Here is a 22,928-nt window from a genome sequence, read left to right on the forward strand (position 1 = left end):
AGCAGTAATCAATGACCCGCGTCGCACTCGTTGTGCTTGACACACTACGAAAGGACGCATTTGAGCAATACTTTTCTTGGCTTCCCGGCTACCGCTTCGAGCAAGCGTGGTCAACTGCAAAATGGACGATGCCCGCCCATGCCTCCCTGTTCACTGGCAAATACGCGAGCGAGGTTGGTGTGAATGCGAAGTCTGAAGGACTTGATTGCTCTGAACCCGCTCTTGCTGAACTTCTGTCTGATGCTGGGTTTACGACCCATGCGTTCAGTGCGAATCTCATAGTCTCACCAGTTTTTGAGTTTGATCGTGGATTCGACTCGTTCGAGGGAACATGGCGCATAAATGTCAACAGTAAGGGGATCACTGGATGGCGAGAGCTTCTTCACAACGGGTGCTCTGGAATAGCAAAATACAGAACATTGCTGAAGGGGACCCCTGCTGGCCACTATCGGATCCTTCCCTCGATCAAGGCTGGTCTGAGAAAGCGTTTTGGAAACTGGTCGACTGGACCACTTCTTGGAAGTGCACTCCAGGATGATGGTGCAGCAACGTTCTTAGCATCTCTTCGGCAGAATCAGTATCGCGATGCAGATTTTCTCTTTGTAAACTTGATGGAGGCCCACGCCCCGTATTCACCCCCGGTACCGTATCGTGAGACAAATGCATTATACGATGAGGTAGCTGCTACGTTGACTACCAGCGAACCGGACGGACAGACGGTTCGCGACGCATATGACAGCTCGGTCCACTACCTTGCTGATCAGTATCAGCGTATCTTCGCGGAACTAACAGAGCGATTCGAGTACGTAATCACGCTTAGCGATCACGGGGAACTCTTTGGCGAACACGGTAGCTGGCGCCATCTGCATGGTGTTTACCCCGAATTAACGCACATCCCACTAGTCATTTCCGGAAACGGGATGTCTGGAAATTGTCAGAAGGCAGTAAGCATCCTCGATATCCATCAAACACTCCTTGATCTTTTAGACTTGAGCGACGGTTCTCGCGGCCAAAATTTACTTGATGAGATTGATGACCGATCATATCTTGTCGAATATGAAGGTCTCCGATCGACTCGTCTAGAAAGAATGTACAAGGAGTATCCTTCCAAATTGGTTAATCTGTATGACCGGCCACTACGAGGGTTGGCTGGGCCGAATGACTACTACGGGTACGAAACGCTTGAAGGATGGAAAGAGTATGGATCGTCAACACCGGAAGAAGCACAGACACAATTACAGGAGATAACGGAATCGATCGGAAGACCAGCTGCCACTCAGCAATCAACTGTAGACGTTTCAGAGGAAGTCCAAGCGAGATTAGAGGAGCTCGGCTATTTTTGAAGCTCTGTCCAGACAAAACGCGTTGTGACGTTTTCATTTAGACGGAGCCTGCGTTCTACAGTGTAGGTATAGTCACACCCGTTGTGAGAGACACCACAAGCCCAACCGCCGAACCTGCGTTACTCATACTGCTACTACTTCTGAATGGGGTGGGTTCTTCTCAGAGGTGTCACTAGTATAGACAGCGACGTCGACCGGAGAGTCGATGACTAAGCCCCTTTATGTCCGTGTTTCTATCTTGTTGGTGTCTTTCTCGTCGTTCTCACGCGGTTCTGACGGTTGACTGGGTCACAACGGGTGTGACACCGCCAGCACTCGCTGAACCTTCCTCAAGGATATCCAAATGGCAGTACCGATCCTCGAGTAGGCCGGTCGCCGTCTCGAGGTCCATCGACAAGATCTGCTTCGCGGATTACTTCGGACTCTCCTGGCGCGTTCGTTCTTCGAGGTCGGCGCCACCAAGCCTTTTCATTGACTCCCAGACTCGTGTGATGGTCGTCTCATGAGGTTGTTCGCCCATAATCGCGGTCAACGCCGCCCGCACGTCATCGCGGGTGAAGAAGACGCCGTCGCCAGTAGTGCGTTTGGTCGCGAACTCCTCCCCGCGTTTGGCGACAAGCAACGCGCGGTAGGTGTTCTGCTCGCTCCGCTCATCGACAAAGCGTTTCTTGACCTTGTACTGACGGCAGTTCGCGAAGAAGTCAAGCGGACTCGTGGAAGACTCGACGTCGCCGGGCAACTGTGGCGTCCCCTCACACCCGTTTCTCGTTGTATCCTCTTCGAGGGTGGCTTCGACCTGGCAGGCTTTCGCGCTCGCAGAGCGGGCGATCTCCCTCGCCTGTTCCGCTTCCGATTTTGCTTGGGTGGCGTTCTTTGTGAGGTCCTTTCGGATCTGGTCGTTCTTGTCGATGCGCTCCTCGAGGTCGGCGATCCGTTCGGATTGTGTTTCGACCTAGCGTTTGAGGTTCTGGTTTTCGGTCTCAAGGATCTCGATTCGCGTGCGAAGCTCGTGGAGTTCGTTTGTCAGCGTCTGAATGGTGGTAGACTGTGCGTCGTCGCTGTCAGTGGACCATCTTGACTTGGTGGTCGCAAAAACTTGATGAGCGAGCGATATGCGCCGCTGTACGTCTGCTGTGATCGATTGGCTTGTGGTTCGGAGTTCCTAGCTCCGGAAGCGGTGCCGTCTACGAACTTGTGGGCCGCAGGCGGGGTGTCCGACATCGAGGCGTGGGCCGGGCTTACTCGCGCTGCCGTCGGGCTGGACGGGTTGTTCCTCAGATCGAACGGTGGCAGATCCGCGAGGAGTGCCAATCGCGGGGTAGCGGTAGCTGGCAGGGACGCTGAGACGAGATGGAAATGTCTCGCGCTCATCCCGATACATTGTAACAGAGGAGTTTTTCGAACCAGTTGTCAGGTGAGTTGAGTTTTAGTGACGGAAGGTCGAGATATTTCTGGAGATGATGCTTCGAGACACCTCTGAACTTCGCCAGCCACTGACGAAGGAAGCTGTGGCGGTTCTCGCAGGTGTTTGTGTGAGCGTCGCCGATGACGTAGGAGTCGGAGTGGGTGACGGCCAGATGGCCGTCAACCCCCTCCTTGTCCTCGATTCCGTCATAGATCGAATAATCGTCGGTACAGAGGATGACACTGTCATCGCCGTACTCAGCGGTGTCCTCGTCAGCGTCTTCCAGGTCCTTACAGACGAGAAACCGAACTCGTCCGTCGGGATGACGGACGAGTGTCAGCACTGGTGGTTTGTCTGAGTCGAAGTCTCCGCGCCCCTTTTTGAGAGTCCGCGCTCGCGCAGGCTCGATTCCTCATCTTCGCGCCCTTCTCACCAGCAGTCACGTAGATCTCGTCGGCATCACACACCTCGGAGAGTTCGAACTCGTCGATTTCACCACTCGCGCCTTGGACTTCGTGGACGAAGTTGAGGACGGCTTCGTAGTCACGGTCAAGGTCACGAGCGATCTGAGCGGTCGACTCAGATCGCATCTCCTTGACGATGTAGAACATCTCTTCGAGAGCGAATCGGTGCTGGCCGAAAATCGTGTCCGTGAGGTCGTTGAAGTACATCTCGCAGTTCTTGTACCAGTACTGCTGAGCGTCTTTTCCCGTTGTTCCTCGTTTGAGGACGCTATCATTTCCGCAGTGAAGACACGTCACCGTCTCGCCGAATCGGGCGAGACGGAGACGTTCAAAACACCGTTCACGTGACGGAAGGAAGACCTAAGCGGACTTCTCATCCATCGTTGACTGGTCATTAATTCGCCACCAAATGGATGTTACGGCTTATCGAGATGAGCGAAATTGTTTTACACCCTCAAAATGCGCATCGACCGTTTCCGTAACTCGTGGGTCGCAGTCGGTCGAGCGCACGCGAATAGATTGAACAGTTTGTGCATTACTACAACCGCCGGAGACCGCATCAATCGCTCGATGGAAGACACCAGCCGGGAGGTGCTAAACTAGACAGTGCAGGAACAGTGATTCCATCGTAACATAACCCACATTATCGTTCATATATCAGATTGTCGATGAGGAGCGACTGGTAGTTACGAGTCGTAGGCCTCCTGGGCGAGCTGGTGGAGCTTGTGGACGGTGTGTTCGTTCGGACCGAGCTGAGCCTGAGCCAGTGCGCCGGTTTTGAGCCCGTCCCACTGGCGTTCGACCAGTTCGAAATCCTCCTCCTGAAGCTGCCGACTCGTTCGGACGAACTCCCGCTCTTCGTCGGACAGTTCGGAGTCCCGGAAGTAGTAGTCCGCAATGAGCCGGAATCGACCCGTATCGATCGGATCGATGATGTAGGTGCCGTAGCCGTCGGCGGTGCCGTACATGTTGACCGTGAAGTTCGGCCAGAGGTAGTGGAACTGCGCCTCGTGTTCGTCGTGGATCCGCATCTCGTCGTCGACGTCCTGCGCGTGGGTGTAGTGGAGCACCCAGTGGTAGTCGTTGACCTCGAGTTCGGACTCGTCGAGCGAGATTCCCTTGATCCAGTCCTGATGATTGGCCTGGCAGTGATCGCACTCCGAGTAGTTGCTGGCGAAGACCTTCCAGTTACACTCGACCTCGGAACTGATCCGACAGGCGTGTTCGTACTCGCCGAGCGGGAGCGCCTCGAGGCGATCCTTCATCACGCCGGCCTGCTCGGCCAGCGGCATCGGGTCCTCGCTCAGGTTCACGAAGACCAGCGGACCGATGCTATCGACGCGGACGCCCTCGGCGTGCTCGAGTTCGTCCGGATCGACGCGCCCGGGGTCAGTCATCGGCGTCTCGGGGACCACTGACGATCCCGCTCGAGCCGAGAAGTTCTCGAACGCGCGTACCGAACCGTCTTCGGTGCGGGCGACGATCAGGCCGCGGCCGCCGACGGTCCGGGTGAAGAACTCACCCGGTTCCTTGATGCAGTTCTCGTGACCCGCGTAGACCCAGTACTGGCCGAAGACCTTCTCCTTCTCCATCTCGAAGGTGTCCGGTTCGGTGAAGTACTTGGCCGGTAACGCGTTCGATTTCTCCGTGATGTCTGGACTCACTGGCTTCGCCTGAGTGTGGTTCCACTCCGTCATACAGTAACACGATTGATAGAGTTCGCAAAAAGGGTTAACCAGTTATATAGAATCCCATTATATACCGGGGGGACTTCGTTCCCGAAAGAAGACCCAGAGGAGTCTAGCGATCGAACGGAGAGGGCCACGCGTTCGACCGGCCGCGGTCCCGACCTCGAAGCAGGAAGGGCTCTCATCGTCGGACGGCTATGCGTCCCTCCAGGTCGGAGGAGTCAGCTATTTCCATCGACCGCCACGAGAAGCGAATATGGGCGACAGAAAGCAGGCCACGTTCGGATCCGGCGGAGAGCTACAGACCGAAGACGACGACGCTGCATCGTCGGATACGGACGACGCACGCACCGACTTCGGCGACGACCTCGGCGAAAACGAGACGAAGTCGGGGGCGAACCGGTACGTGGTCTCCAGTCTACTCCAGAAGGCGGTTCGCCGATCGGACGAGGAGACCGCGGCGTGGGCCGCCTGGGAACTGGTCCGCTCGGGGTACGCCTGGAACTTCTGGGATCGGATCAACCTCTACGTCGTCGAGGACCTTCGCGCCGGCCACGAGGTCGCACTCGTGGTGAGTCGCTACGAGGAACTGGCCCGCGAACGCTGGTCCGAGGACTCGTGGCGGGGACGACTCTGTGCGGTTCACGCCGCCCTGGCGGCCGCCCGAGCACCGTCGAGCCGCGAATCGTCACACGCCGACGATTATTTCGGCGAACGCTCGGCGGAGCGGGCGCTCGCCCGCGAGGAGGGTCGAGAGCCTCGGTACGACCACCCCACTGACGAACTCGAGCCCGGCGGACGGTACGATGTCGCGTTCGATCAGCACACCTACGAAGGGAAATCGCTCGGGCGTGACGGCGCCTTTTTCAGAACGCACGGCGCGCGAGTCGGTCCCGACGGCGAACCCGAGTTGAGTCGTCAGTGGCGTCTCCGGAGCATGCAACTCGAGGATCGCGACTACTCCGAGGAGGAACTGGCCCGCGCCGTCAGGCCGGTAGATCCGGATGACAGGTGGGGTGAAGTGGAAGAAACTCATCGCGAGGACTAATCGGCGAGAACGGAGCCGACTCCTCGTCAGTCGCCGGACGACTCGGGAAACCGACTCACTGTTGGGAACGTCAGAACGCACCCAGGTGATCGTCCTGCGGTTCGTACAGTCCGCCACCCATTCGTATCTCGTGGATCTCGTCCAGCGTCTCGCCGATCGACAGCCCGCGCTCGCTCATCGCTGCCGCAACGGCGCCGATCGGAACGCCGTTCTCGTACCGATCCTGGAGCTGCCAGACGACGTCTTTGAGGTCGTCGCTCGTGACGGCCGCTCCCAGATCGTCCGGGGCGTGAACCAGCTCTATGTCGTGGCCCGTTACGCGGTAGTGACGGCGGTAAAAGTCGACGATCTCGTTCGGAGCGTCGGTCTGGAGATCGACGTCGCACTCGGGGCAGGTCGCAGCGTACGATGTGTGTTCTTGTGTACTCATGGTTCGTATTACGAGTTGTATGCTTCCTGGGCGAGCTGGTGGAGCTTGTGAACGGTATGCTCGTTCGGACCGAGTTGTGCCTGGGCGAGCGCACCGCTGCTGATTCCGTCCCACTGGCGCTCGACCAGCTCGAAGTCCTCTTCCTGGAGCTGACGGCTCGTCCGGACGAACTCCCGCTCTTCGTCGGAGAGTTCGGCATCACGAAAGTAGTAGTCGGCGATAAGCTGGAACCGGTCGGTGTCGATCGGATCGATGATGTAGGTGCCGTAGCCGTCGGCGGTGCCGTACATGTTGACCGTGAAGTTCGGCCAGAGATAGTGGAACTGCGCCTCGTGTTCGTCGTGGATCCGCATCTCGTCGTCGACGTCCTCTTCGTGGGTGTAGTGGAGCACCCAGTGGTAGTCGTTGACCTCGAGTTCGGACTCGTCGAGCGAGATTCCCTTGATCCAGTCCTGATGATTCCCCTCACAGTGGTCACACTCCGAGTAGTTGCCGGCGAAGACCTTCCAGTTGCACTCGACTTCCGAGACGATCCGACAGGCGTGTTCGTACTCGCCGAGCGGGAGCGCCTCGAGGCGATCCTTCATCTCGCCGGCCTGCTCGGCCAGCGGCATCGGGTCCTCGCTCAGGTTCACGAAGACCAGCGGACCGATGCTGTCGACGCGGACCTCGTTCAACGCGTTCTCTTTCGCGTCGAACTCCTGTACGTCGTCGTCCTCGAGATCGGGGTTCATGCTCGCTTCCTCGAAGCTCTTCGGCGTGCTCCGGAGGCTTCCGTCGAGGTCGTAGGTCCAGAGGTGGTACGGACACTGGATCCGACCCGCGTCGCCGGGATCGGTCATCGGCGTGTCCTCGACCATCTTCGAGCCACGGTGGGCACAGACGTTGTCGAACGCTTTGACCTCGCCCTCGTGGTCGCGAACGACGATCAGTTGCCGATCACCGATGGTTCGCGTGAAGAACTCTCCCGGCTCTTCGAGGCAGTTCGCGTGGCCCGCATAGACCCAGTACTGGCCGAAGACCTTCTCTTTCTCCATCTCGAAAATATCCGGTTCGATGAAGTACTTGGCCGGTAACGCGTTCGATTTCTCCGTAATGTCCTCACTCACTTCTCCGATTTGTGAGTCGTCCCACTGTGTCATACGGTATCATCTACACAATAGTTACCCAAAGTCGTTCACCAGTGATATTGAACACCACTATAAACCCCGATAGATTTCGCTCTCGATCCGCGGCGAAACCACAGTTCGGTCCAGTCGGTCGTGATTCGAGTCCGCACCCGATGCTTGCAGCTCGATAGCTCACGATTTCGGACTGGTCAGGGTGATACTGGCCAAACCGATCGATTGCCTCGAGGACCTCGTCGACTCACCCAGCTACGGATCGTACAGTCCGGCCTGATCGTACCGGACGATCCCGGGAACGACTATAGTAGCCACTGAAAGTTGGTGCACACCCGATCGCACGACGGGAGCGCGGTTCGGAGCGAGCGAAGCAAGCGAGAACCGCGCACAGTGCGATCGGCGTGTGAATTCACTTCAGTCGTTACTATAACACGGGAGTGGGCGACGCTACGGTCGAACGGAACGAGGCTTGCTCGACCGCTCTGATTGGGGATTCGTCGGCATCCGATCGGGACCGTGCTGCTCCGAAGCCACGCTCTCGCGAATCCGGGACGCGATTTCGTCCCGAGAGGGGGATCGCTCGGGCGCATTCGAATCGTAGACGCGCTTGACGACGAGATCGATCAGGTCCAGCCGTTCCAGCAGTTCGCGCGTTTGGCTACGGTCGAGGTCGAGCTGCCGATGGACGTCGTACAGCGTCATCGACGACTCGATCGCATCCATTAGCTCGTCGACATCGACGTCGTCCGGGAGACCGGCTCCGTCCGCGAGGAGCGGTTTTTCGGGGACGTGTTCGGCCGGGTGGATCTCCTCCGGCTGTGCGGATTCGGAATCCGATTCGTCGGCTGCCGTCGTGGGATCGGCGTCGGACTGCTGGCCATCAGCCTCAGCGGCTGATCCCTCTGCCTCCACCATCGCCGGCTGTGCGTCCTCCTCGCTCGTCGTATCGTAGGACGCGGGGTCGTGGATTCCGGCGTCGATCATGTACCGACGAACGGTTTCGGACGCGACGTCCATCTCGAGCACGTCGGCCATCACCGCGAACGTATCGAGGGAGTCGTACAGACACTGCAGGTACTCGACGTCTTCGTACGGTGGCAGGTCCTCGTTGCGCGCGTCCTCGAGTTCGCGCTCGGTCTCGGGTTCGATCCCGAGTTTCGCTTCCCGCTCGGTCTCGTCTTCGTCCTCGGCTTCGCTCGCCGGAGTCGTGCTCGTTCCGCGAGCAGGGGACGACGTCTCGGTCGCGGTCTCGGCCGAAGCTGGGTTCGGTCGTCTCCGATCGGAGTCCGCTGGCGTTGCGTCCGTATCGGAGTCCAATTCCGGATCCGTCGACGCCACCGGGTCGACCGCGTTCGGCTCCGGATCAGCCTCGAAACCGAGTGAGAACGTCACGACGACGGTCCCGTCGGCGGAAACGCTGACGTCTTCCCTGGCAGTCGAAACCCCATCGGGCGCGTACTCGTCCATCGTAGGGACAATCGACGACGGGAACTCGAGCCGCAACGCGCCGTCGTCTCCGAGACTCGCTGTTTCCGGCACCGGTTCGGTTTCTGGTTGCTCCGCCGCCGCACACAACGGCACGGCGACGTCGATCGAAGCGCTCAGTCCGTCACTGTCCGCTCGTTCCGAGGTGGATACGTCGGCCCCCTGGACCAGCCCCCCGTCCGACTCGTACCGGTCGACTATTTGAGAGAGGATCCCAATCGAGGTACTGATACCCATGATGTTATCCATCCTTCGCATCGTTCGGGATAAGCCTGAGTGAGGAATAGTTCACCCCTTCATATAAGCGGGCGATCTGAGGCGTGTGCGGCGTCGTTTTTCGACGTTCGGTCGACTAATACGAGGGCACGCAACCTTTTTGGGCGCTTCACTCGCGGTACTCACACGGACGGTCCGGGACAGAGAGCCCGGGGGAGGCGGAGATATGAGCACGATAACTGTAGTTACCGAGAGAGAATCGTTCCTCGAGGCCGCGGCGACGGCACCGTCCGGCGCTCGAGTACCGATCGAAGCGCGCGTTGCAGTCGCCGACCCGTTCGAGGCCTATCGGCGGGTCCGGGCGGAGCGGACTGACGGGTTCTACCTCGAAACCTCCGGCGGCCAGTCGGGCTGGGGGTACTTCGGCGTCGATCCCGTCGAACGACTGCGGGTCGGCGCGAACGCGGTCGCGTCGGATGGAGAGAGTCCGACGTTCGAGGCGATCGACGCGCTCCTCGATCGCGAGCGGCTGGTGCGCGGCGACTGTTCGATCCCGTATCCCTGCGGGGCGTTCGGGTGGCTCTCGTACGACGTCGCCAGAGAGCTCGAGGAGTCGCCGTTTTCGACGGTCGACGAGCGGGGCCTTCCCCGCCTCCAGTTGGGCGTTTTCGATCGCGTCGCCGCGTGGCGGGAGCCCCGCGACGGAGCCGTCGAACTCCGCGTGACAGCCTGTCCCGTCGTCGAGGACGATCCGGTCGCCGCCTACGATCGGGGTCGAAAACGGGCGCGCTCGCTGGCGCGAGAAGCGAGTGACGGGACGGAAGTGGATCGAACGCCGCCCGTCGCTTCGGATCAGGGGACATTCGAGAGTGAGTGCGGAGCCGCCGCGTTCGCCGACCGCGTCCGGCAAGTCAAACGGCACGTTCGGGACGGTGACACCTTCCAGGCGAACGTCTCACACCGGCTAGTCGCCCCGGCGGCGGTCCACCCGGTCGACGTTTTCGACGCAGTTCGACGCGTGAATCCGGCCCCGTACTCGGGACTGTTGGAGTTCCCCGGCATCGATCTCGTGAGTGCGAGCCCCGAACTGCTCCTCGAGGCGACGGGTCCCGACCTCGTCACCGAACCGATCGCCGGAACGAGACCCCGCGGGCGGATGCGAGCCGAAGACGCGGAACTGGAAGCCGACCTCCTGAGCGACGAGAAGGAACGGGCGGAGCACGCGATGCTCGTCGACCTCGAGCGAAACGACCTCGGCAAGGTGAGCGAGTACGGGTCGGTCGGGGTTACGGAGTATCGCCGCGTGGACCGATACTCGGAGGTCATGCACCTCGTCTCCCTCGTCGAGGGGGTCAAACGAGACGACGTGAGTCTGGCCGACGCGGTCGCCGCGGTGTTCCCCGGCGGAACGATCACCGGCGCACCCAAGCCGCGGACGATGGAGATCATCGACGAGGTCGAGGCGACGCGTCGCGGTCCGTACACGGGCAGTATCGGGATCTTCGGCTTCGACGAGCGAGCGACGCTGAATATCGTCATTCGGACGCTCGTTCGCCACGCCGACGAGTACCACCTCCGGGTCGGCGCCGGCGTGGTTCACGATTCGGTCCCCGAGCGCGAGTACGCGGAGACACTCGACAAAGCGCGGGCGCTCGTCACGGCGGTCGACCGGGCGCTCGGCGAGCGAGCGTCGTTCGACGTCGAACCTGCGGCCGAGGCGGCCGGTGATTCCCGATGATCCTGGTCATCGACAACTACGACTCGTTCGTCTACAATCTCGTGCAGTACGTCGGTTCGTTCGATACCGTGACGGTCCGGCGAAACGACGAGATCGACCTCGAGGAAATCCGAGAGATCGATCCGGACGGCATCGTCGTCTCTCCCGGGCCGGGAACGCCGGGGGAAAGCGGCGTCTCCGTCGACGTCTTCGCCGAGACCGAGTATCCGGCCCTCGGCGTCTGTCTCGGACACCAGGCGCTCTGTGCTGCCCACGGCGTCCCCGTCAGACGTGCACCGGAGGTCGTCCACGGGAAACCCTCCGCGGTGAACCACGACGGGAAGGGGTTATACGAGGGACTCCCCGATCCCTTCGAAGTCGGACGGTACCACTCGCTGGCGATCGATCGTGACGCGCTCCCGGCGTCCCTGATCGAGACGGCGCACACCGACGACGAGCGAGGAATCGTCATGGGGGTTCGACACGCCGAACGGCCCCACGTCGGCGTTCAGTTCCATCCCGAGAGCATCCTCACCGACGCGGGGAAGCGAATCATCGAGAACTTCTGGTCGTCGATCGTCCGCGGGTAAGATCCGAAGCGTTACTCGACCTCGGCGATGCAGGCGATTTTCTCGCCAGCCGTGACGACCGACTCCCGCGTAAGTGAGTAGACGATGCCGGGTTCGGGCATCCGAACGGACTGTCGCTCTTCGAACGTCGCCGGACAGTACACCGTTCCCAGTCGGGTTCCTTCCGAAACTCGATCGCCGACCGCCACGTCTTCGCTCGGCTCGAAGAGTCCGGAGCGGTTCGCACCGATACGGCCACCGTCGTCGAGAAGGATCGTCTGCGAGGGTGGCGTCGACGGCTCCTCGCGGAGCATGCCGACCTCGGCGAGGACACTTCGGATTCCGTTCACCCCTCTGCGCGCCGCGTCGTGATCGATCCGACGACTGTTCGAGAGTTCCGGTACGATCGTCGGGATGTCGGCGTTCGCGGCGGCCGTTCGAAGTTTCCCCCTGAAATCCTCCTCGTCCGCCTCCTCGCGCTCGGGGTTCGTCAACAGGTACTCGGTTCCGAACATCGCCGCGAGTCTGCGCGAGTCGGAACTGTCGTCCTGAAACCGGACGTGCTCGAGCATATCTGCGGTTCCCGTGTGAAGATCGATCACGACGTCCGCCGTTTCGATCAGTTGCCACAGCCGGGCGGCCAGTCGCTCCTGAAGCGTTCCGTTCTCGTCGCCCGGCCACACGCGATTGAAGTTCGGGTTGACCGCGTCGACGGCCTGCGGCGTAACGTACGATCCGTGATCGAACGCGAGGGAGTTGACCACGGGAACGACGACGACCGTTCCGGCGAGTTCAGCGGTCGCCAGGTGGTGGTGGAGTCGGCGCAACGCGGCGGTCCCGTTGAGTTCGATTCCGTGCTGTGCGGCCTGCAGGTACGCCGTCGGTCCAGATCCACCCTCGTAGCGATGGACGGTCACCGTAACGTCTGTCCCCGACGGTAACTGGACGAGGGGACGCTCGTCCGTCGTATGGGAAACGGCCTCGTACTCCATACTCGTTCAACCCAGCGACGGGGCTTGTAAGTTTGGCTCGCTTCTCGTCGGGAAGAACGAGACCCGATCTCACGACCGCGGTAGCGCACCGGCGCGGTCCGACCGCGCGTTCGTCGGCGCTATTGCCGAAAATAACAGTGATATCACCGTTATTCCACTCGACGAAACACGACCGGTCATCCTCCCGTCACGTCGTTGGATTCGCGAGAGACAGCGGTAACTATATTTGTCCGCCTCGGAGATATCGCAACGTAAGTTATGAGTACACATGACAGCCTGCCGGCCGAGGCTGACACCGTTATCGTCGGCGCCGGCATCGTTGGGTGTAGTACGGCGTACCATCTGACCCAACTCGGACGCGAGGACGTGGTCGTCGTCGATCAGGGGCCGCTCCCTACGACCGGCGGCTCGTCCAGTCACGCGCCGGGGATTATGTTCCAGACCGCGGAAGAGAAGGTCCTCACCAAGTTCGCGAGGTACAGTCGCAAGTTGTACTCGCAGTTCGAGGACGAGGACGGGGAACCGCTGTACAACGAAACTGGCGGAATCGAGGTCGCACGAACCGACGAACGGATGGACTTTCTCCAGCGCCGCGTCGAACACGGAACGGCCTGGGGTATTCCGGACCCGCAGATCCTCTCGCCGGAGGAGGTCGAGGAACGGCTGCCGCTCGTCGACAGCGACGTCATCAAGGGCGGCTACTACTCTCCGACCGACGGACAGGTTTCGGGCGTCAAGGCGTGTGCGGCGTTAGCCGAGGCGTCGATGGAACAGGGCGCGAAGTTCGTACCGCACACGTGGACGGAGGACATCGCGGTCGACGACGGCGAGGTGCAGGCAGTCGTCACCGACAGCGGCCAGATCGAGTGTAACGAGGTCGTAATCGCCACGAACATTTGGGCCCGTCAACTCGGCGAACAGCTCGGCGTTCACCTCCCGGTGACGCCGGTCGAACACCAGTACACGATCACCGAGCCGCTCGAGGAACTCGCCGAGAGCCGGGAGGACGTCAGCGACCACCCGGTCTACGAGAATTACAGGGACGTCTCCGGCGAGAAGGCCGATCGCCTCCTCGTCGGCCCCGACCGTCCGATCCTTCGCGACCAGGACAACGCGCTGTACTTCCGAACCCACGGGGACGCGTACGGGATCGGCTCGTACAACCACGAGCCGCTCGTTCCGGATCCACAGGAGCTCGGCGGCAACGACGAGGACGCCGAGCAGGGGTCGGTTCACGAGTTCTCCGACTACCACATGAACAACGCGACCCACCCCGACCGTCCGGATAAGGCCCCACGGCAGGCCAGCGACGAACTGTTGCCCGCCACGGACGGAAAGGAGCTCGAGCACAAGTACAACGGGATGTTCGCGGAGTCCCCGAACGGTCTCCCCGTGATGGGGCCGGTCCAGGAGTACGACGGCCTCTGGTCTGGGGCGGCAATCTGGGTGACCCACGCCGGCGGCGCGGGGAAGGCGCTCGCCGAGTGGATGGAAAACGACGCGCCGCGGCTCCCCGAAGGGCCGATCGATCTGGCACACTGCAACGTCAATCGCTTCCAGCCCCACGAGGGAAGCTGGGACTTCGCCCGCGACATCGGGGGCGAGGAGTACCGGATCGTCTACAACATCATGCATCCCAAGTGGACTTGGACCGATCACCAGCGCGACATCCGGCGCAGTTCCGTCTATCACAAACTGAAGGAACTCGAGGCCGAACTGTGGGCGGAAGCCGGCTGGGAGGAGGCACACTGGTTCGACTCGAACGCGGACCTCCTAGCGCAGTACGGCGATCGGGTTCCCGACCGCGACGGCTGGGAAGCGAAGTACTGGTCGCCGATCGAGGGCGCCGAGTCGCTCCACGTGCGCAACGCGGTCGGACTCCACGACATGACCTCCTTCAACAAGATGGAGATCAGCGGACAGGAGGCCGACGAGTTCGTTCAGTACCTGTGTACGAACGATATGGACATCGACGTCGGCCAGGTTCGGTACACGCTCATGTGTAACGAGGAGGGCGGCGTGCGCGCCGACATAACTGTCACGCGCGTCGACGACGACCGATACCTCGTGCTCACGACGGGACGCGAAGTCGGGCGGAACCACGTCGCGTGGATCAAGCAACACGCGCCCGAAGACGTCCAGGTTCGGGAGGTCACCTCCGAACTCTCGTCGTTCGTCCTCACCGGCCCGAACGCTCGCGAGGTGCTGAGCGAGGTAACCCGCGCGGACCTCTCGGACGACGCGTTCCCGTACTTCACCTCCCAGGAACTCTTCGTGAAGAACGTCCCGGTCAGGGCGCTTCGCGTCTCCTACGCGGGCGAACTCGGCTGGGAGCTGTACACGCCGAGCGAGTACGGCGAACAGCTCTGGGAAGTGATCTGGGAGGCCGGTCAGGAGTACGATCTGCGCCCCTACGGCAACGGCGCGCTCGACTCCCTGCGCATCGAGAAGGGGTTCCGACTGTGGGGCGAGGACCTCCACACCGAGCACAACCCCTACGAGGCGGGGCTCGGCTTCGCCGTCGACCTCGAGACCGACTTCATCGGCAAGGAAGCGGTCGTCGAGGCGGCCGAAGGCGAGCGGATCGACCACGAGGTCGCCTGTCTGACGCTGGACGACGAGGAGGCGGTGGTCTTCACGGACCGGCCGGTTCTCGACGGCGACGAGTCGCTCGGCTACGTTCACAGCGCCGAGTACGGCTACACCGTCGGCGCCTGTATCGCGTACGCGTACCTCCCGCCCAAGTACGCCGAGCCCGGTACCGAACTCGAGATTCTGCACGAGGGCGACCGGTACAGCGCGACGGTTCGCGACGGACCGCTACTGTAACTCGGTCGCAAGCGCGAGCGCGCGTTGTCGTAGGTCCGGATCGAAGGCGGCTCCCGGTTTCTTTTCGCGACTGAGAACGGCGGTTCCACGAGTAGCGGCCGGGTAGAAATCACTCGGGTGTCGAGCGCAATCACATATCGTCGTCCGGGTGGCGAACTGAAAGCGAAACGAGAGAGGGAGTCCGCGAATGAGCTACGACGAACCGCGGACTGCTATGGGGATGAAGGCTGAGGGGGCAGGAGATGTGATACCGGCGCACATCCCCTACCGTTCGATGATGACACCTGTGAACAGGCGCCACCTGAACGTTCGTCTCCTGTATCAAATGCCTTCAGGGGGAATAGTGGTGGGATTTAATACGGTATCCGCCTCCTCGAGGGCAGACCACCAGATTCGAGTTCAGAAAATGTTTCATTTGTGAGGGGTCGAACATCGGCACTGGGATTCATTACGCTCCGAAGCGGTCAGTTGCTAGCGCTGCAGCCAGCTCTCGGCGTCCCTGTCGAGACGCATCGCGGTCGACATCGCGCTCGAGTTCGTGCAAACGCTGGCGCTGGCAGCGATCGAACGGAGATCACTATGACACGGACCATCGACGGAAACGAGGTCGCAGACGGTATCAAGTCAGAACTGACGTCGTGTCTCGACGCGCTCGAGGACAACGGCGTAACGCCGGGACTGGCGACGGTCCTGATGAGCGACGACGGAGCGAGCGAGACGTACGTCTCGATGAAACGCCGGGCGTGCGGTGAACTCGGTATCGAGAGTATCCACACCGAACTCGATCCGAGCGCGTCGGCGGACGCGTTGCTCGCTCAGATCGACGAACTGAACGAGGATCCGGGGGTACACGGCATCCTCGTCCAGATGCCGCTTCCGGACCACGTCGACGAGCAGCGCGTCCTCGAGCGGATCGAACCGACGAAGGACGTCGACGGCTTTCACCCCGAAAACGCCGGGCGCCTCGTCGCCGGCAATCCGCGGTTCAAACCGTGTACCCCGCACGGGATCCAGAAGCTACTCGAGGCGGCGGACGTCGACACCGAGGGGAAGGACGCGGTCGTCGTCGGCCGGTCGGACATCGTCGGGAAGCCGATGGCGAACTTGCTTATCCAGAAGGCACCGGGCGGAAACGCGACGACGACGGTCTGTCACTCGAGAACGACGGATCTGGGCGCGAAGACGAGACAGGCCGACATCGTGATCGCGGCCGCCGGTTACCCCGAACTGATCGACGGTTCGATGATCAGCGAGGGCGCGACGGTGATCGACGTCGGCGTCAACCGGGTGGAAGCCGACACCGAGAAGGGGTACGAACTGGTCGGCGACGTCGAGTTCGAGAGCGCGACGGAGAAGGCCGACGTCATCACGCCCGTCCCCGGCGGCGTCGGCCCGATGACGATCGCGATGTTGCTGTACAACACGGTCAAAGCCGCGAGCCTCCAGGAGGGCGTTCCGGTGACGCTTCCGTAAGTCTCCGCCGCGAAACGGCGGACGTTGGTAAGCGGACGCCCGACCGTTCCGGCGAACTGCTCGCAAGAAGTGTCAGTTTGGAGTTTCGTCGTGGACTTCCCGGACGATATCGAATCTACGCTGCTCGAGCGCCCAGCGGACGGCGTATTTCGGGCATCGACTTAAATGACCGGTGCACTTATCAGAGGGACTGTTCCAGTGTGTGGTACATGAGCACAGACAGCCCACCCTCGAGAGCTGGCACAGTGATCATCGGTGCCGGGGCCGTCGGGTGCAGCGTCGCGTACCACCTGACGGAACTCGGTGCCGAAGACGTAGTCGTCGTCGATCAGGGGCCGCTCCCCGTGACCGGCGGCTCGTCGACGCACGCTCCGGGGATCATGTTCCAGACGTCGCCGTCGAAGATACAGACGAAGACTGCGCACTACACGAGTCGGCTGCTGAAGGACGCCGGCGTCTACACCGAGGTCGGCGGCATCGAACTCGCCCGCTCGGAGGAGCGGATGGACTTCCTCCAGCGTCGCGTCGAGTGGGCCACGTCGTACGGGCTTCCCGAACCGGAACTGCTCGAGCCCGAGGAGGTCGCCGAACGGCTGCCGCTCGTCGACGAGGACGAGATCCTCGGCGGCTACTACTCCCCGACTGACGGCCGGGTCAACGGGACCGACGCGCTTCAGTGGTACATCGAGACGTCGCCGGCCCGGTTCCACGGGCACACCGAAGTGACCGATATCGAGGTCGACGGCGGCGAAGTGCAGGCGGTCGTCACCGACCGCGGTCGCATCGAGTGCGACCGCTGTGTTCTCGCCACGAACAACTGGGCCTACCAGACCGGGCAGATGGCCGGTCTCGACCTGCCGATCGCACCCGTCGAGCACCAGTACGTCGTCACCGAACCGCTCGAAGAACTCCAGGGTGACGGAAACGCGGCCGGCGACGCCACGACCGATCTGGAGATTCCGGGCGACCCGCAGATCACGGAGGCCATGTCCCAGCCGCCGGACCGTCCGGTCGGCCGCGACCAGGACAACTCGCTGTACTTCCGGACTCACGGGGACGGCTACGGACTCGGTTCGTACAATCACGAGCCGTTGGTCGTCGATCCCGACGAGATGGGGACCAATTCCGAAGAGAGTCAGGCGTCGGTCCACAGTTTCACCGAGAAACACTGGACGAAGCCGACGCACCCGAACCGCGAGAAGTCGCCGAAGCAGGCGTTCGACGAACTGCTGCCCGCGACGGCGGACGAGGAGTTCAGCGTCACCGAGAACGGCATCTTCGTCTACACGCCGGACGGGATGCCGGTTCTCGGGGAAACGGCGCAGGTCGACGGCCTCTGGACCGGACTGGCGATCTGGTGGACCCACTCCGGCGGGTACGGCAAGATCCTCGCCGAGTGGATGGAAAACGGCGTGCCGCGGCTTCCGTCGGGTCCCGTCGACACGAGCGGGATCCACGTCAACCGGTTCGAACCGCACGCCGGGAACAAGGACTACTTCACGGACCGCGGCGGTCTGCGGTACCAGCAGGTGTACAGCATCGTCGAGCCGCGGTGGCAGCCGGAAGACCACCGCGGTCTCCGGGTGAGTCCGTTCTACCACCAGCAACAGGAACTCGGCGCGGAGTTCTACCAGAGCGGGGGCTGGGAAACCCCGCAATGGTACGAACACAACGCGGACCTCGTTTCGAAGTACGACGAGGGGATCCCGGACCAGGACGGCTGGCAAGCGGTCAACCGCTCCCCGATCGAGGGTGCCGAGCACCTCCACACCCGCGAGAAGGTGTCCATGTTCGACATGACGACGTTCAGCTCGATTATGGTCGAAGGAAGCGATGCCGGCGACTTCCTCCAGCGGGTCTGTAGCAACGATATGGACATCTCCGTCGGACAGGTCCGATATACGACGATGCTGAACGAGGGCGGTAACATCCTCGCCGACCTCACCGTCGTCCGCCTCGACGACGACGAGTACATGGTGACGACCGGCGGCGGGAACTCGCCGGGCATCCACGGCTCCTGGCTCGAGAAGCGCGCCCCCGAGACGGTCTCCGTCGCGGTCGAGGAATCGGCTAAGAGCACGATCGGACTCTGGGGGCCCAACGCGCGACTGCTGCTCCAGCGCGTCACCGACGCGGACGTCTCGAACGACGCGTTCTCGTACTTCAGCGGCGAGCGGATCTACGTCGGCGACGTTCCCGTGATCGCGCTCCGACTCTCCTATGTCGGCGAGCTCGGCTGGGAGCTGTGGACGCCGACGGAGTACGGCCAGAAGCTCTGGGACACGCTGTGGGAGGCCGGACAGGACCTCGGCGTGCGACCCATGGGTGCCGGCGCGGTCGAGTCGATGCGCCTCGAGAAGGGGTTCCGGCTCTGGGGGACCGACGTCGACACGGACGTCAACCCCTACGCCGCCGGGTTGCCGTTCGCGGTCGATCTCGATACGGAGTTCGTCGGCAAGGACGCGCTCGTCGAGTCGAAAGAGGACGGGATCGACACTCGAGTCGCGTGCCTGACCCTGGACGAATCGACCGACATCATGCTGGGCGGGCGCCCGGTTCGCAAGGACGGCGAGGCCGTCGGCTACGTCCAGGCCGGCGGCTACGGATACAGCGTCGGCGAGTCGATCGCCTACACCTACTTGCCCGACGAGTACGCGGACGCCGGAACGTCGGTCCAGATCGAGTGCGAGGGGACGACGTACGACGCGACGGTCCGCGACGAACCCCTGTTCGATCCCGGCCGCAACAAGATCATCCGATGACCAGAGATCACACGACCCTCGAACCATGAGTGAATCACCAGAACACGAACCGTTGGTAGAGTACGCCGACATCGAACGGGCGCGCGAACGATTGACCGACGAGACGGTCGTGAAGCGAACCCCGATCGAGCGGAGCACGTCGCTCGGCGAGATGGTCGACGCCGAGGTGTACCTCAAGATGGAACACCTCCAGTGGACCGGCTCGTTCAAGACGAGAGGCGCGTACAACAAGATCAGGCAGGCGGTCGACGGCGGTGCCGACGAGTTCGTCGCCGCGAGCGCGGGCAATCACGCACAGGGCGTCGCGCTGGCGGCGACCAGATGCGGCGCGGACTCGACGATCGTCATGCCCAAACACGCGCCACAGGCGAAGATCGACGCGACGCGGAGCTACGGCGCGACGGTCGAACTGGTCGGGCAGGACTTTCAGGAGGCGATGGAACACGCGCAGTCCTACGCGACGGAACACGACGTCGAGTTCGTTCACGCGTACGACGACACGCAGATCGTCGCGGGGCAGGGTACGCTCGGCATCGAGATGTACGAGGACTTGCCCAACGTCGACACCGTCGTCGTCCCAATCGGGGGCGGCGGACTGATCAGCGGTATCGCCACGGCACTCGATCACCTCTCTCCGGAAACGCGCGTCGTCGGCGTCCAGGCTACCGGGGCCGAAACCGTCCACGAGAGCCTCGACAAAGGGGTCCCAGTTACGCTCGACGAAGTGGACACGATCGCCGACGGGATCGCGACCGGCGGCATCTCCGAGCTGACGCTCGAGCTAATCGAGGAGCACGTCGACGAGGTCGTCACCGTCACCGATTCCCAGATCGCACGTGCGATCCTGCTCCTGCTCGAGCGGGCGAAGCAGGTCGTCGAAGGAGCGGCCGCGGCATCGGTTGCGGCACTGCTGAGCGACGAACTGGACGTTTCCGGTGAAACCGTCATGCCCCTGTTGTGCGGCGGTAATCTCGACATGACAATGCTGCAGACGGTTCTGGTTCACGCGCTCACGACCCGCGGGCAGATCCTGCGTCTGCGTGTGAAGATCAACGACATGCCCGGGAAGATGACCGAACTCTCCGGAATCATCGCTGACCACGGTGCAAACATCCAGACCGTACGCCACGACAGAGCGGTCGAAGATCTGGAAGTCGGCGAAGCGTACCTAGTGTTCCGCATCGAGACGAGCGGGCTCGAACACGCTGCCTCGATCATCGAACGAATCGAAGCTGAAGGTTACGACGTAGAAGACATCAACCGAGAGTAGACAGATATCCGAGAGGTCGTGTGACAGAAGGATCGAAATCCCGAATTCGGTCGTTTCGTTCTTCACTAACGTGTGCGATATATGATTGAAGCTCAAGTTTATAACGGAGGATCAGAACATGAGTGACAGTGACTAACGATGGTCGCCCACAGCAGAGAGATGACCGAAGATCAGACGAAGCCGTCGTCGAACACGACGTCCCGAGAACGAACCCTTGCTCCCGACCGTGCGTGGTGGAGCGATAAACGGAGGTGAGAAAGAATGGCACAATCAGGAGCGAACGGTCCGATCAAACAGTTTACTAACGAACTCGACACCCCAATTTTCGTAATCGGCTTCCTCGTGGCTGCAGCGTCTGTCCTCGCGTTCGTCCTCAGACCCGAAGCCGCGTCGAAGTACATGACCAGCGTGAACGACTTCCTGTGGACGTTCGCCGGCTGGTGGTACCTTGTTGCGATGTTCGTCCTCGTCGCGTTCGTCGGATTCCTGATCTTCGGGCCCTGGGGGAACATCAAACTCGGTGGCGAGGACGAGGCACCGGAGTTCACGTTTCCCGCATACTTCGCCATGCTGTACTCGGCGGGAATCGCCGCCGGGATCGTGTTCTGGGGGCCCGCCGAGGCGATCTTCCACTACGACGCCGTCTCGCCGTTCGTCGGCGCGGAGTCGCAGTCGTCGGGAGCCGCCGTCGGCGCGATCCAGTACACGTTCTTCCACTGGGGAATCTCCGCGTGGACCGCGTACGTCGTCATGGCCCTACCGATCGCGTACTTCGCCTACCGGTACGACGCGCCGCTGCGCATCTCGACGGTAATCGCGCCGTGGGTCGGTGTCGATAATCTCGATAGTCCGGTCGCGAAGACGATCGACATTCTCGCAGTGTTCGCCACGATCGGCGGCGTCGCAACGACGCTCGGGTTGGTCGGAAGCCAGTTCCTCGTCGGCGTCGAGTGGATAAGCGGCGTGACCGTCGGCGACTCCGGGACCGTTCTAGTGATCACCGGACTGACGGTCGCGTTCACGATTTCCGTCGCGCTCGGCGTCGAAAAAGGCATTCGACGGCTCTCGTACTTCAACATGGCACTGTTTGCCATAGTGACTGTTGCAACGTTCGTGCTCGGTCCGACAACGTATATCATGTCGATGGGGACTGAGGCGCTCGGTGCGTACATCAACGACTTCATTACGATGAGCTTCTACACCGGTTCCGGGGATACCGGCGGGGCGGGCGTCGCCGAGTGGGTCGGCGGATGGACGATCTTTTATTGGGCGTGGTGGTTCTCGTGGACGCCGTTCGTCGGCCTGTTCATCGCGCGGATCTCGCGCGGCCGAACCGTTCGACAGGTCGCCGTTACGGGCGTGATCGCTTCGACCGGTATTACGATCCCCTGGTTCGCAACCATGGGGGGAACGGCAATCTTCCTCCAGGAGAGCGGTCAGGCCGACATTCTCACGATCATCGGTGAGCTCGGCGAAGCTGGATCCGGCTACCCGCTGTTCGAAGCGCTGCCGCTGGGCGGCCTGCTGACGATGTTATTCCTCGTGCTCGTCACGACGTTCCTCGTCACCTCGGCCGACTCGTCGACGCTGGCGCTGGGAATGCTGACCACCGGCGGCGCCGAACGGCCCTCGACGATCAACCGCGTCATCTGGGGCTTCCTCATCGGTGCACTCGCGTCGCTACTGATGGTCACCGGCGGCGTCGATGCGCTACAGCAGGCTGCGATCATCACCGGCGGTCCGTTCTCGATGATCGCCCTGCTCGCCGTCGCGTCGATGATGGCCGCGTTCGGCGATCGCAGACCCCTGTTCCTCCGGGAGGAGGATGACGTTTCGATTCCCTCACCCGAACTCGACTCGAGCGACTCCGATCCGGATACGGTCGATCCGTCCGACGACTGACCGCCTTCTTCTCCGCTCCCCGTTTCGATCGCGATAGAAAATTCCGCAGCGATTCGCCCGCCTTCCCGTACGCTTCGATCGGTGAGCCGGTTCTTCGTCGGCCCCGACCTCACACCGGTCGTTCTCGAGGGAGACGTACAGCGACTCGATTCACTGTGGTAAACGGCAGCAACTCGTTTTCGACGGGACGAACGATCGACACGAAGTGGAT

General features: G+C 61.7%; 15 protein-coding genes and 2 pseudogenes. 10 read left to right on the plus strand and 7 right to left on the minus strand.

The window, feature by feature from the left end; genetic code table 11:
• The first annotated feature begins 11 nt into the window (after window positions 1-11).
• A complete protein-coding gene (locus tag NED97_RS20695; protein WP_252490696.1) occupies window positions 12-1,343 on the plus strand; it encodes a sulfatase-like hydrolase/transferase in 1,332 nt (443 codons plus the stop codon).
• A 412-nt stretch (window positions 1,344-1,755) separates the two neighbouring features.
• On the opposite strand, the gene NED97_RS20700 is transcribed toward NED97_RS20695, so the two are convergent.
• Together NED97_RS20700 and NED97_RS20705 are read right to left on the minus strand one after the other, a co-directional pair.
• Window positions 1,756-2,082, minus strand: a complete 327-nt coding sequence (locus NED97_RS20700) for a hypothetical protein (protein WP_252490697.1) — start codon at window positions 2,080-2,082, stop codon at window positions 1,756-1,758.
• Window positions 2,083-2,710: 628 nt separating this feature from the next.
• Window positions 2,711-3,593, minus strand: a pseudogene (locus tag NED97_RS20705) (IS1595 family transposase).
• A gap of 57 nt (window positions 3,594-3,650) precedes the next feature.
• Here NED97_RS20705 and NED97_RS20710 point away from each other — a divergent pair.
• A pseudogene (locus NED97_RS20710) lies at window positions 3,651-3,815 on the plus strand (integrase core domain-containing protein); the annotation flags it as partial.
• An 83-nt stretch (window positions 3,816-3,898) separates the two neighbouring features.
• On the opposite strand, the gene NED97_RS20715 reads toward NED97_RS20710, so the two are convergent.
• Complete coding sequence (locus NED97_RS20715) at window positions 3,899-4,909, minus strand: aromatic ring-hydroxylating oxygenase subunit alpha (protein WP_252490698.1); 1,011 nt, start codon at window positions 4,907-4,909, stop codon at window positions 3,899-3,901.
• A gap of 247 nt (window positions 4,910-5,156) precedes the next feature.
• Between NED97_RS20715 and NED97_RS20720 the strand changes: the two genes are divergently transcribed.
• Window positions 5,157-5,948 carry a hypothetical protein gene (locus NED97_RS20720; RefSeq protein ID WP_252490699.1) on the plus strand — a complete coding sequence of 264 codons (792 nt, stop codon included), beginning with the start codon at window positions 5,157-5,159 and terminating at the stop codon, window positions 5,946-5,948.
• A 70-nt stretch (window positions 5,949-6,018) separates the two neighbouring features.
• On the opposite strand, the gene NED97_RS20725 is transcribed toward NED97_RS20720, so the two are convergent.
• The 3 genes from NED97_RS20725 to NED97_RS20735 form a co-directional block, all read right to left on the minus strand.
• Window positions 6,019-6,378 carry a hypothetical protein gene (locus NED97_RS20725; RefSeq protein ID WP_252490700.1) on the minus strand — a complete coding sequence of 120 codons (360 nt, stop codon included), beginning with the start codon at window positions 6,376-6,378 and terminating at the stop codon, window positions 6,019-6,021.
• A gap of 8 nt (window positions 6,379-6,386) precedes the next feature.
• A complete protein-coding gene (locus NED97_RS20730) occupies window positions 6,387-7,520 on the minus strand; it encodes an aromatic ring-hydroxylating oxygenase subunit alpha (protein ID WP_252490701.1) in 1,134 nt (377 codons plus the stop codon).
• 429 nt (window positions 7,521-7,949) lie between these two features.
• On the minus strand, window positions 7,950-9,224 hold the full coding sequence (locus NED97_RS20735; RefSeq protein ID WP_252490702.1) for a hypothetical protein: 1,275 nt from the start codon (window positions 9,222-9,224) through the stop codon (window positions 7,950-7,952).
• 205 nt (window positions 9,225-9,429) lie between these two features.
• Here NED97_RS20735 and NED97_RS20740 point away from each other — a divergent pair, with 205 nt between their 5' ends.
• Both NED97_RS20740 and NED97_RS20745 read left to right on the plus strand, forming a co-directional pair.
• On the plus strand, window positions 9,430-10,941 hold the full coding sequence (locus NED97_RS20740) for an anthranilate synthase component I family protein (RefSeq protein ID WP_252490703.1): 1,512 nt from the start codon (window positions 9,430-9,432) through the stop codon (window positions 10,939-10,941).
• Window positions 10,938-11,510: an anthranilate synthase component II gene (locus NED97_RS20745; protein ID WP_252490704.1), complete on the plus strand. Its 573-nt coding sequence runs from the start codon at window positions 10,938-10,940 to the stop codon at window positions 11,508-11,510. The genes NED97_RS20740 and NED97_RS20745 overlap by 4 nt, the downstream gene beginning before the upstream one ends.
• 11 nt (window positions 11,511-11,521) lie before the next feature.
• Here NED97_RS20745 and NED97_RS20750 read toward each other — a convergent pair whose 3' ends face one another.
• Window positions 11,522-12,481, minus strand: a complete 960-nt coding sequence (locus NED97_RS20750) for a succinylglutamate desuccinylase/aspartoacylase family protein (protein ID WP_252490705.1) — start codon at window positions 12,479-12,481, stop codon at window positions 11,522-11,524.
• Between the two features lie 258 nt (window positions 12,482-12,739).
• Here NED97_RS20750 and NED97_RS20755 point away from each other — a divergent pair, with 258 nt between their 5' ends.
• The 5 genes from NED97_RS20755 (at window position 12,740) to NED97_RS20775 (ending at window position 22,717) form a co-directional block, all read left to right on the plus strand.
• Window positions 12,740-15,310 (plus strand): GcvT family protein, encoded by a 2,571-nt coding sequence (locus NED97_RS20755; RefSeq protein WP_252490706.1) that lies wholly within the window; start codon window positions 12,740-12,742, stop codon window positions 15,308-15,310.
• 579 nt (window positions 15,311-15,889) lie between these two features.
• A complete protein-coding gene (locus NED97_RS20760; RefSeq protein WP_252490707.1) occupies window positions 15,890-16,783 on the plus strand; it encodes a bifunctional methylenetetrahydrofolate dehydrogenase/methenyltetrahydrofolate cyclohydrolase in 894 nt (297 codons plus the stop codon).
• 209 nt (window positions 16,784-16,992) lie between these two features.
• The gene (locus NED97_RS20765) at window positions 16,993-19,545 is read left to right on the plus strand and encodes a GcvT family protein (protein ID WP_252490708.1); all 2,553 of its coding nucleotides are present in this window, start codon (window positions 16,993-16,995) and stop codon (window positions 19,543-19,545) included.
• Between the two features lie 25 nt (window positions 19,546-19,570).
• Entirely contained in the window at window positions 19,571-20,815 is a 1,245-nt protein-coding gene (gene ilvA, locus NED97_RS20770) for a threonine ammonia-lyase (RefSeq protein ID WP_252490709.1), read from the plus strand.
• A 261-nt stretch (window positions 20,816-21,076) separates the two neighbouring features.
• Window positions 21,077-22,717 carry a BCCT family transporter gene (locus NED97_RS20775; protein ID WP_252490710.1) on the plus strand — a complete coding sequence of 547 codons (1,641 nt, stop codon included), beginning with the start codon at window positions 21,077-21,079 and terminating at the stop codon, window positions 22,715-22,717.
• Window positions 22,718-22,928 lie beyond the last annotated feature (211 nt).

The sequence above is a fragment of the Natronococcus sp. CG52 genome (assembly GCF_023913515.1).
In the GTDB taxonomy this organism is placed as follows: Archaea; Halobacteriota; Halobacteria; order Halobacteriales; family Natrialbaceae; genus Natronococcus; species Natronococcus zhouii.

Bases quoted from the DNA above. Each gene is read 5' to 3' on its own strand.
- NED97_RS20760 (WP_252490707.1), top strand. From the start codon at position 15,890: ATGACACGGACCATCGACGGAAACGAGGTCGCAGACGGTATCAAGTCA.
- NED97_RS20775 (WP_252490710.1), top strand. From the start codon at position 21,077: ATGGCACAATCAGGAGCGAACGGTCCGATCAAACAGTTTACTAACGAA.
- NED97_RS20755 (WP_252490706.1), top strand. From the start codon at position 12,740: ATGAGTACACATGACAGCCTGCCGGCCGAGGCTGACACCGTTATCGTC.
- NED97_RS20725 (WP_252490700.1), bottom strand. From the start codon at position 6,378: ATGAGTACACAAGAACACACATCGTACGCTGCGACCTGCCCCGAGTGC.
- NED97_RS20735 (WP_252490702.1), bottom strand. From the start codon at position 9,224: ATGGGTATCAGTACCTCGATTGGGATCCTCTCTCAAATAGTCGACCGG.
- NED97_RS20750 (WP_252490705.1), bottom strand. From the start codon at position 12,481: ATGGAGTACGAGGCCGTTTCCCATACGACGGACGAGCGTCCCCTCGTC.
- NED97_RS20715 (WP_252490698.1), bottom strand. From the start codon at position 4,909: ATGACGGAGTGGAACCACACTCAGGCGAAGCCAGTGAGTCCAGACATC.
- NED97_RS20695 (WP_252490696.1), top strand. From the start codon at position 12: ATGACCCGCGTCGCACTCGTTGTGCTTGACACACTACGAAAGGACGCA.
- NED97_RS20765 (WP_252490708.1), top strand. From the start codon at position 16,993: ATGAGCACAGACAGCCCACCCTCGAGAGCTGGCACAGTGATCATCGGT.
- NED97_RS20745 (WP_252490704.1), top strand. From the start codon at position 10,938: ATGATCCTGGTCATCGACAACTACGACTCGTTCGTCTACAATCTCGTG.
- ilvA (WP_252490709.1), top strand. From the start codon at position 19,571: ATGAGTGAATCACCAGAACACGAACCGTTGGTAGAGTACGCCGACATC.
- NED97_RS20740 (WP_252490703.1), top strand. From the start codon at position 9,430: ATGAGCACGATAACTGTAGTTACCGAGAGAGAATCGTTCCTCGAGGCC.
- NED97_RS20720 (WP_252490699.1), top strand. From the start codon at position 5,157: ATGGGCGACAGAAAGCAGGCCACGTTCGGATCCGGCGGAGAGCTACAG.
- NED97_RS20730 (WP_252490701.1), bottom strand. From the start codon at position 7,520: ATGACACAGTGGGACGACTCACAAATCGGAGAAGTGAGTGAGGACATT.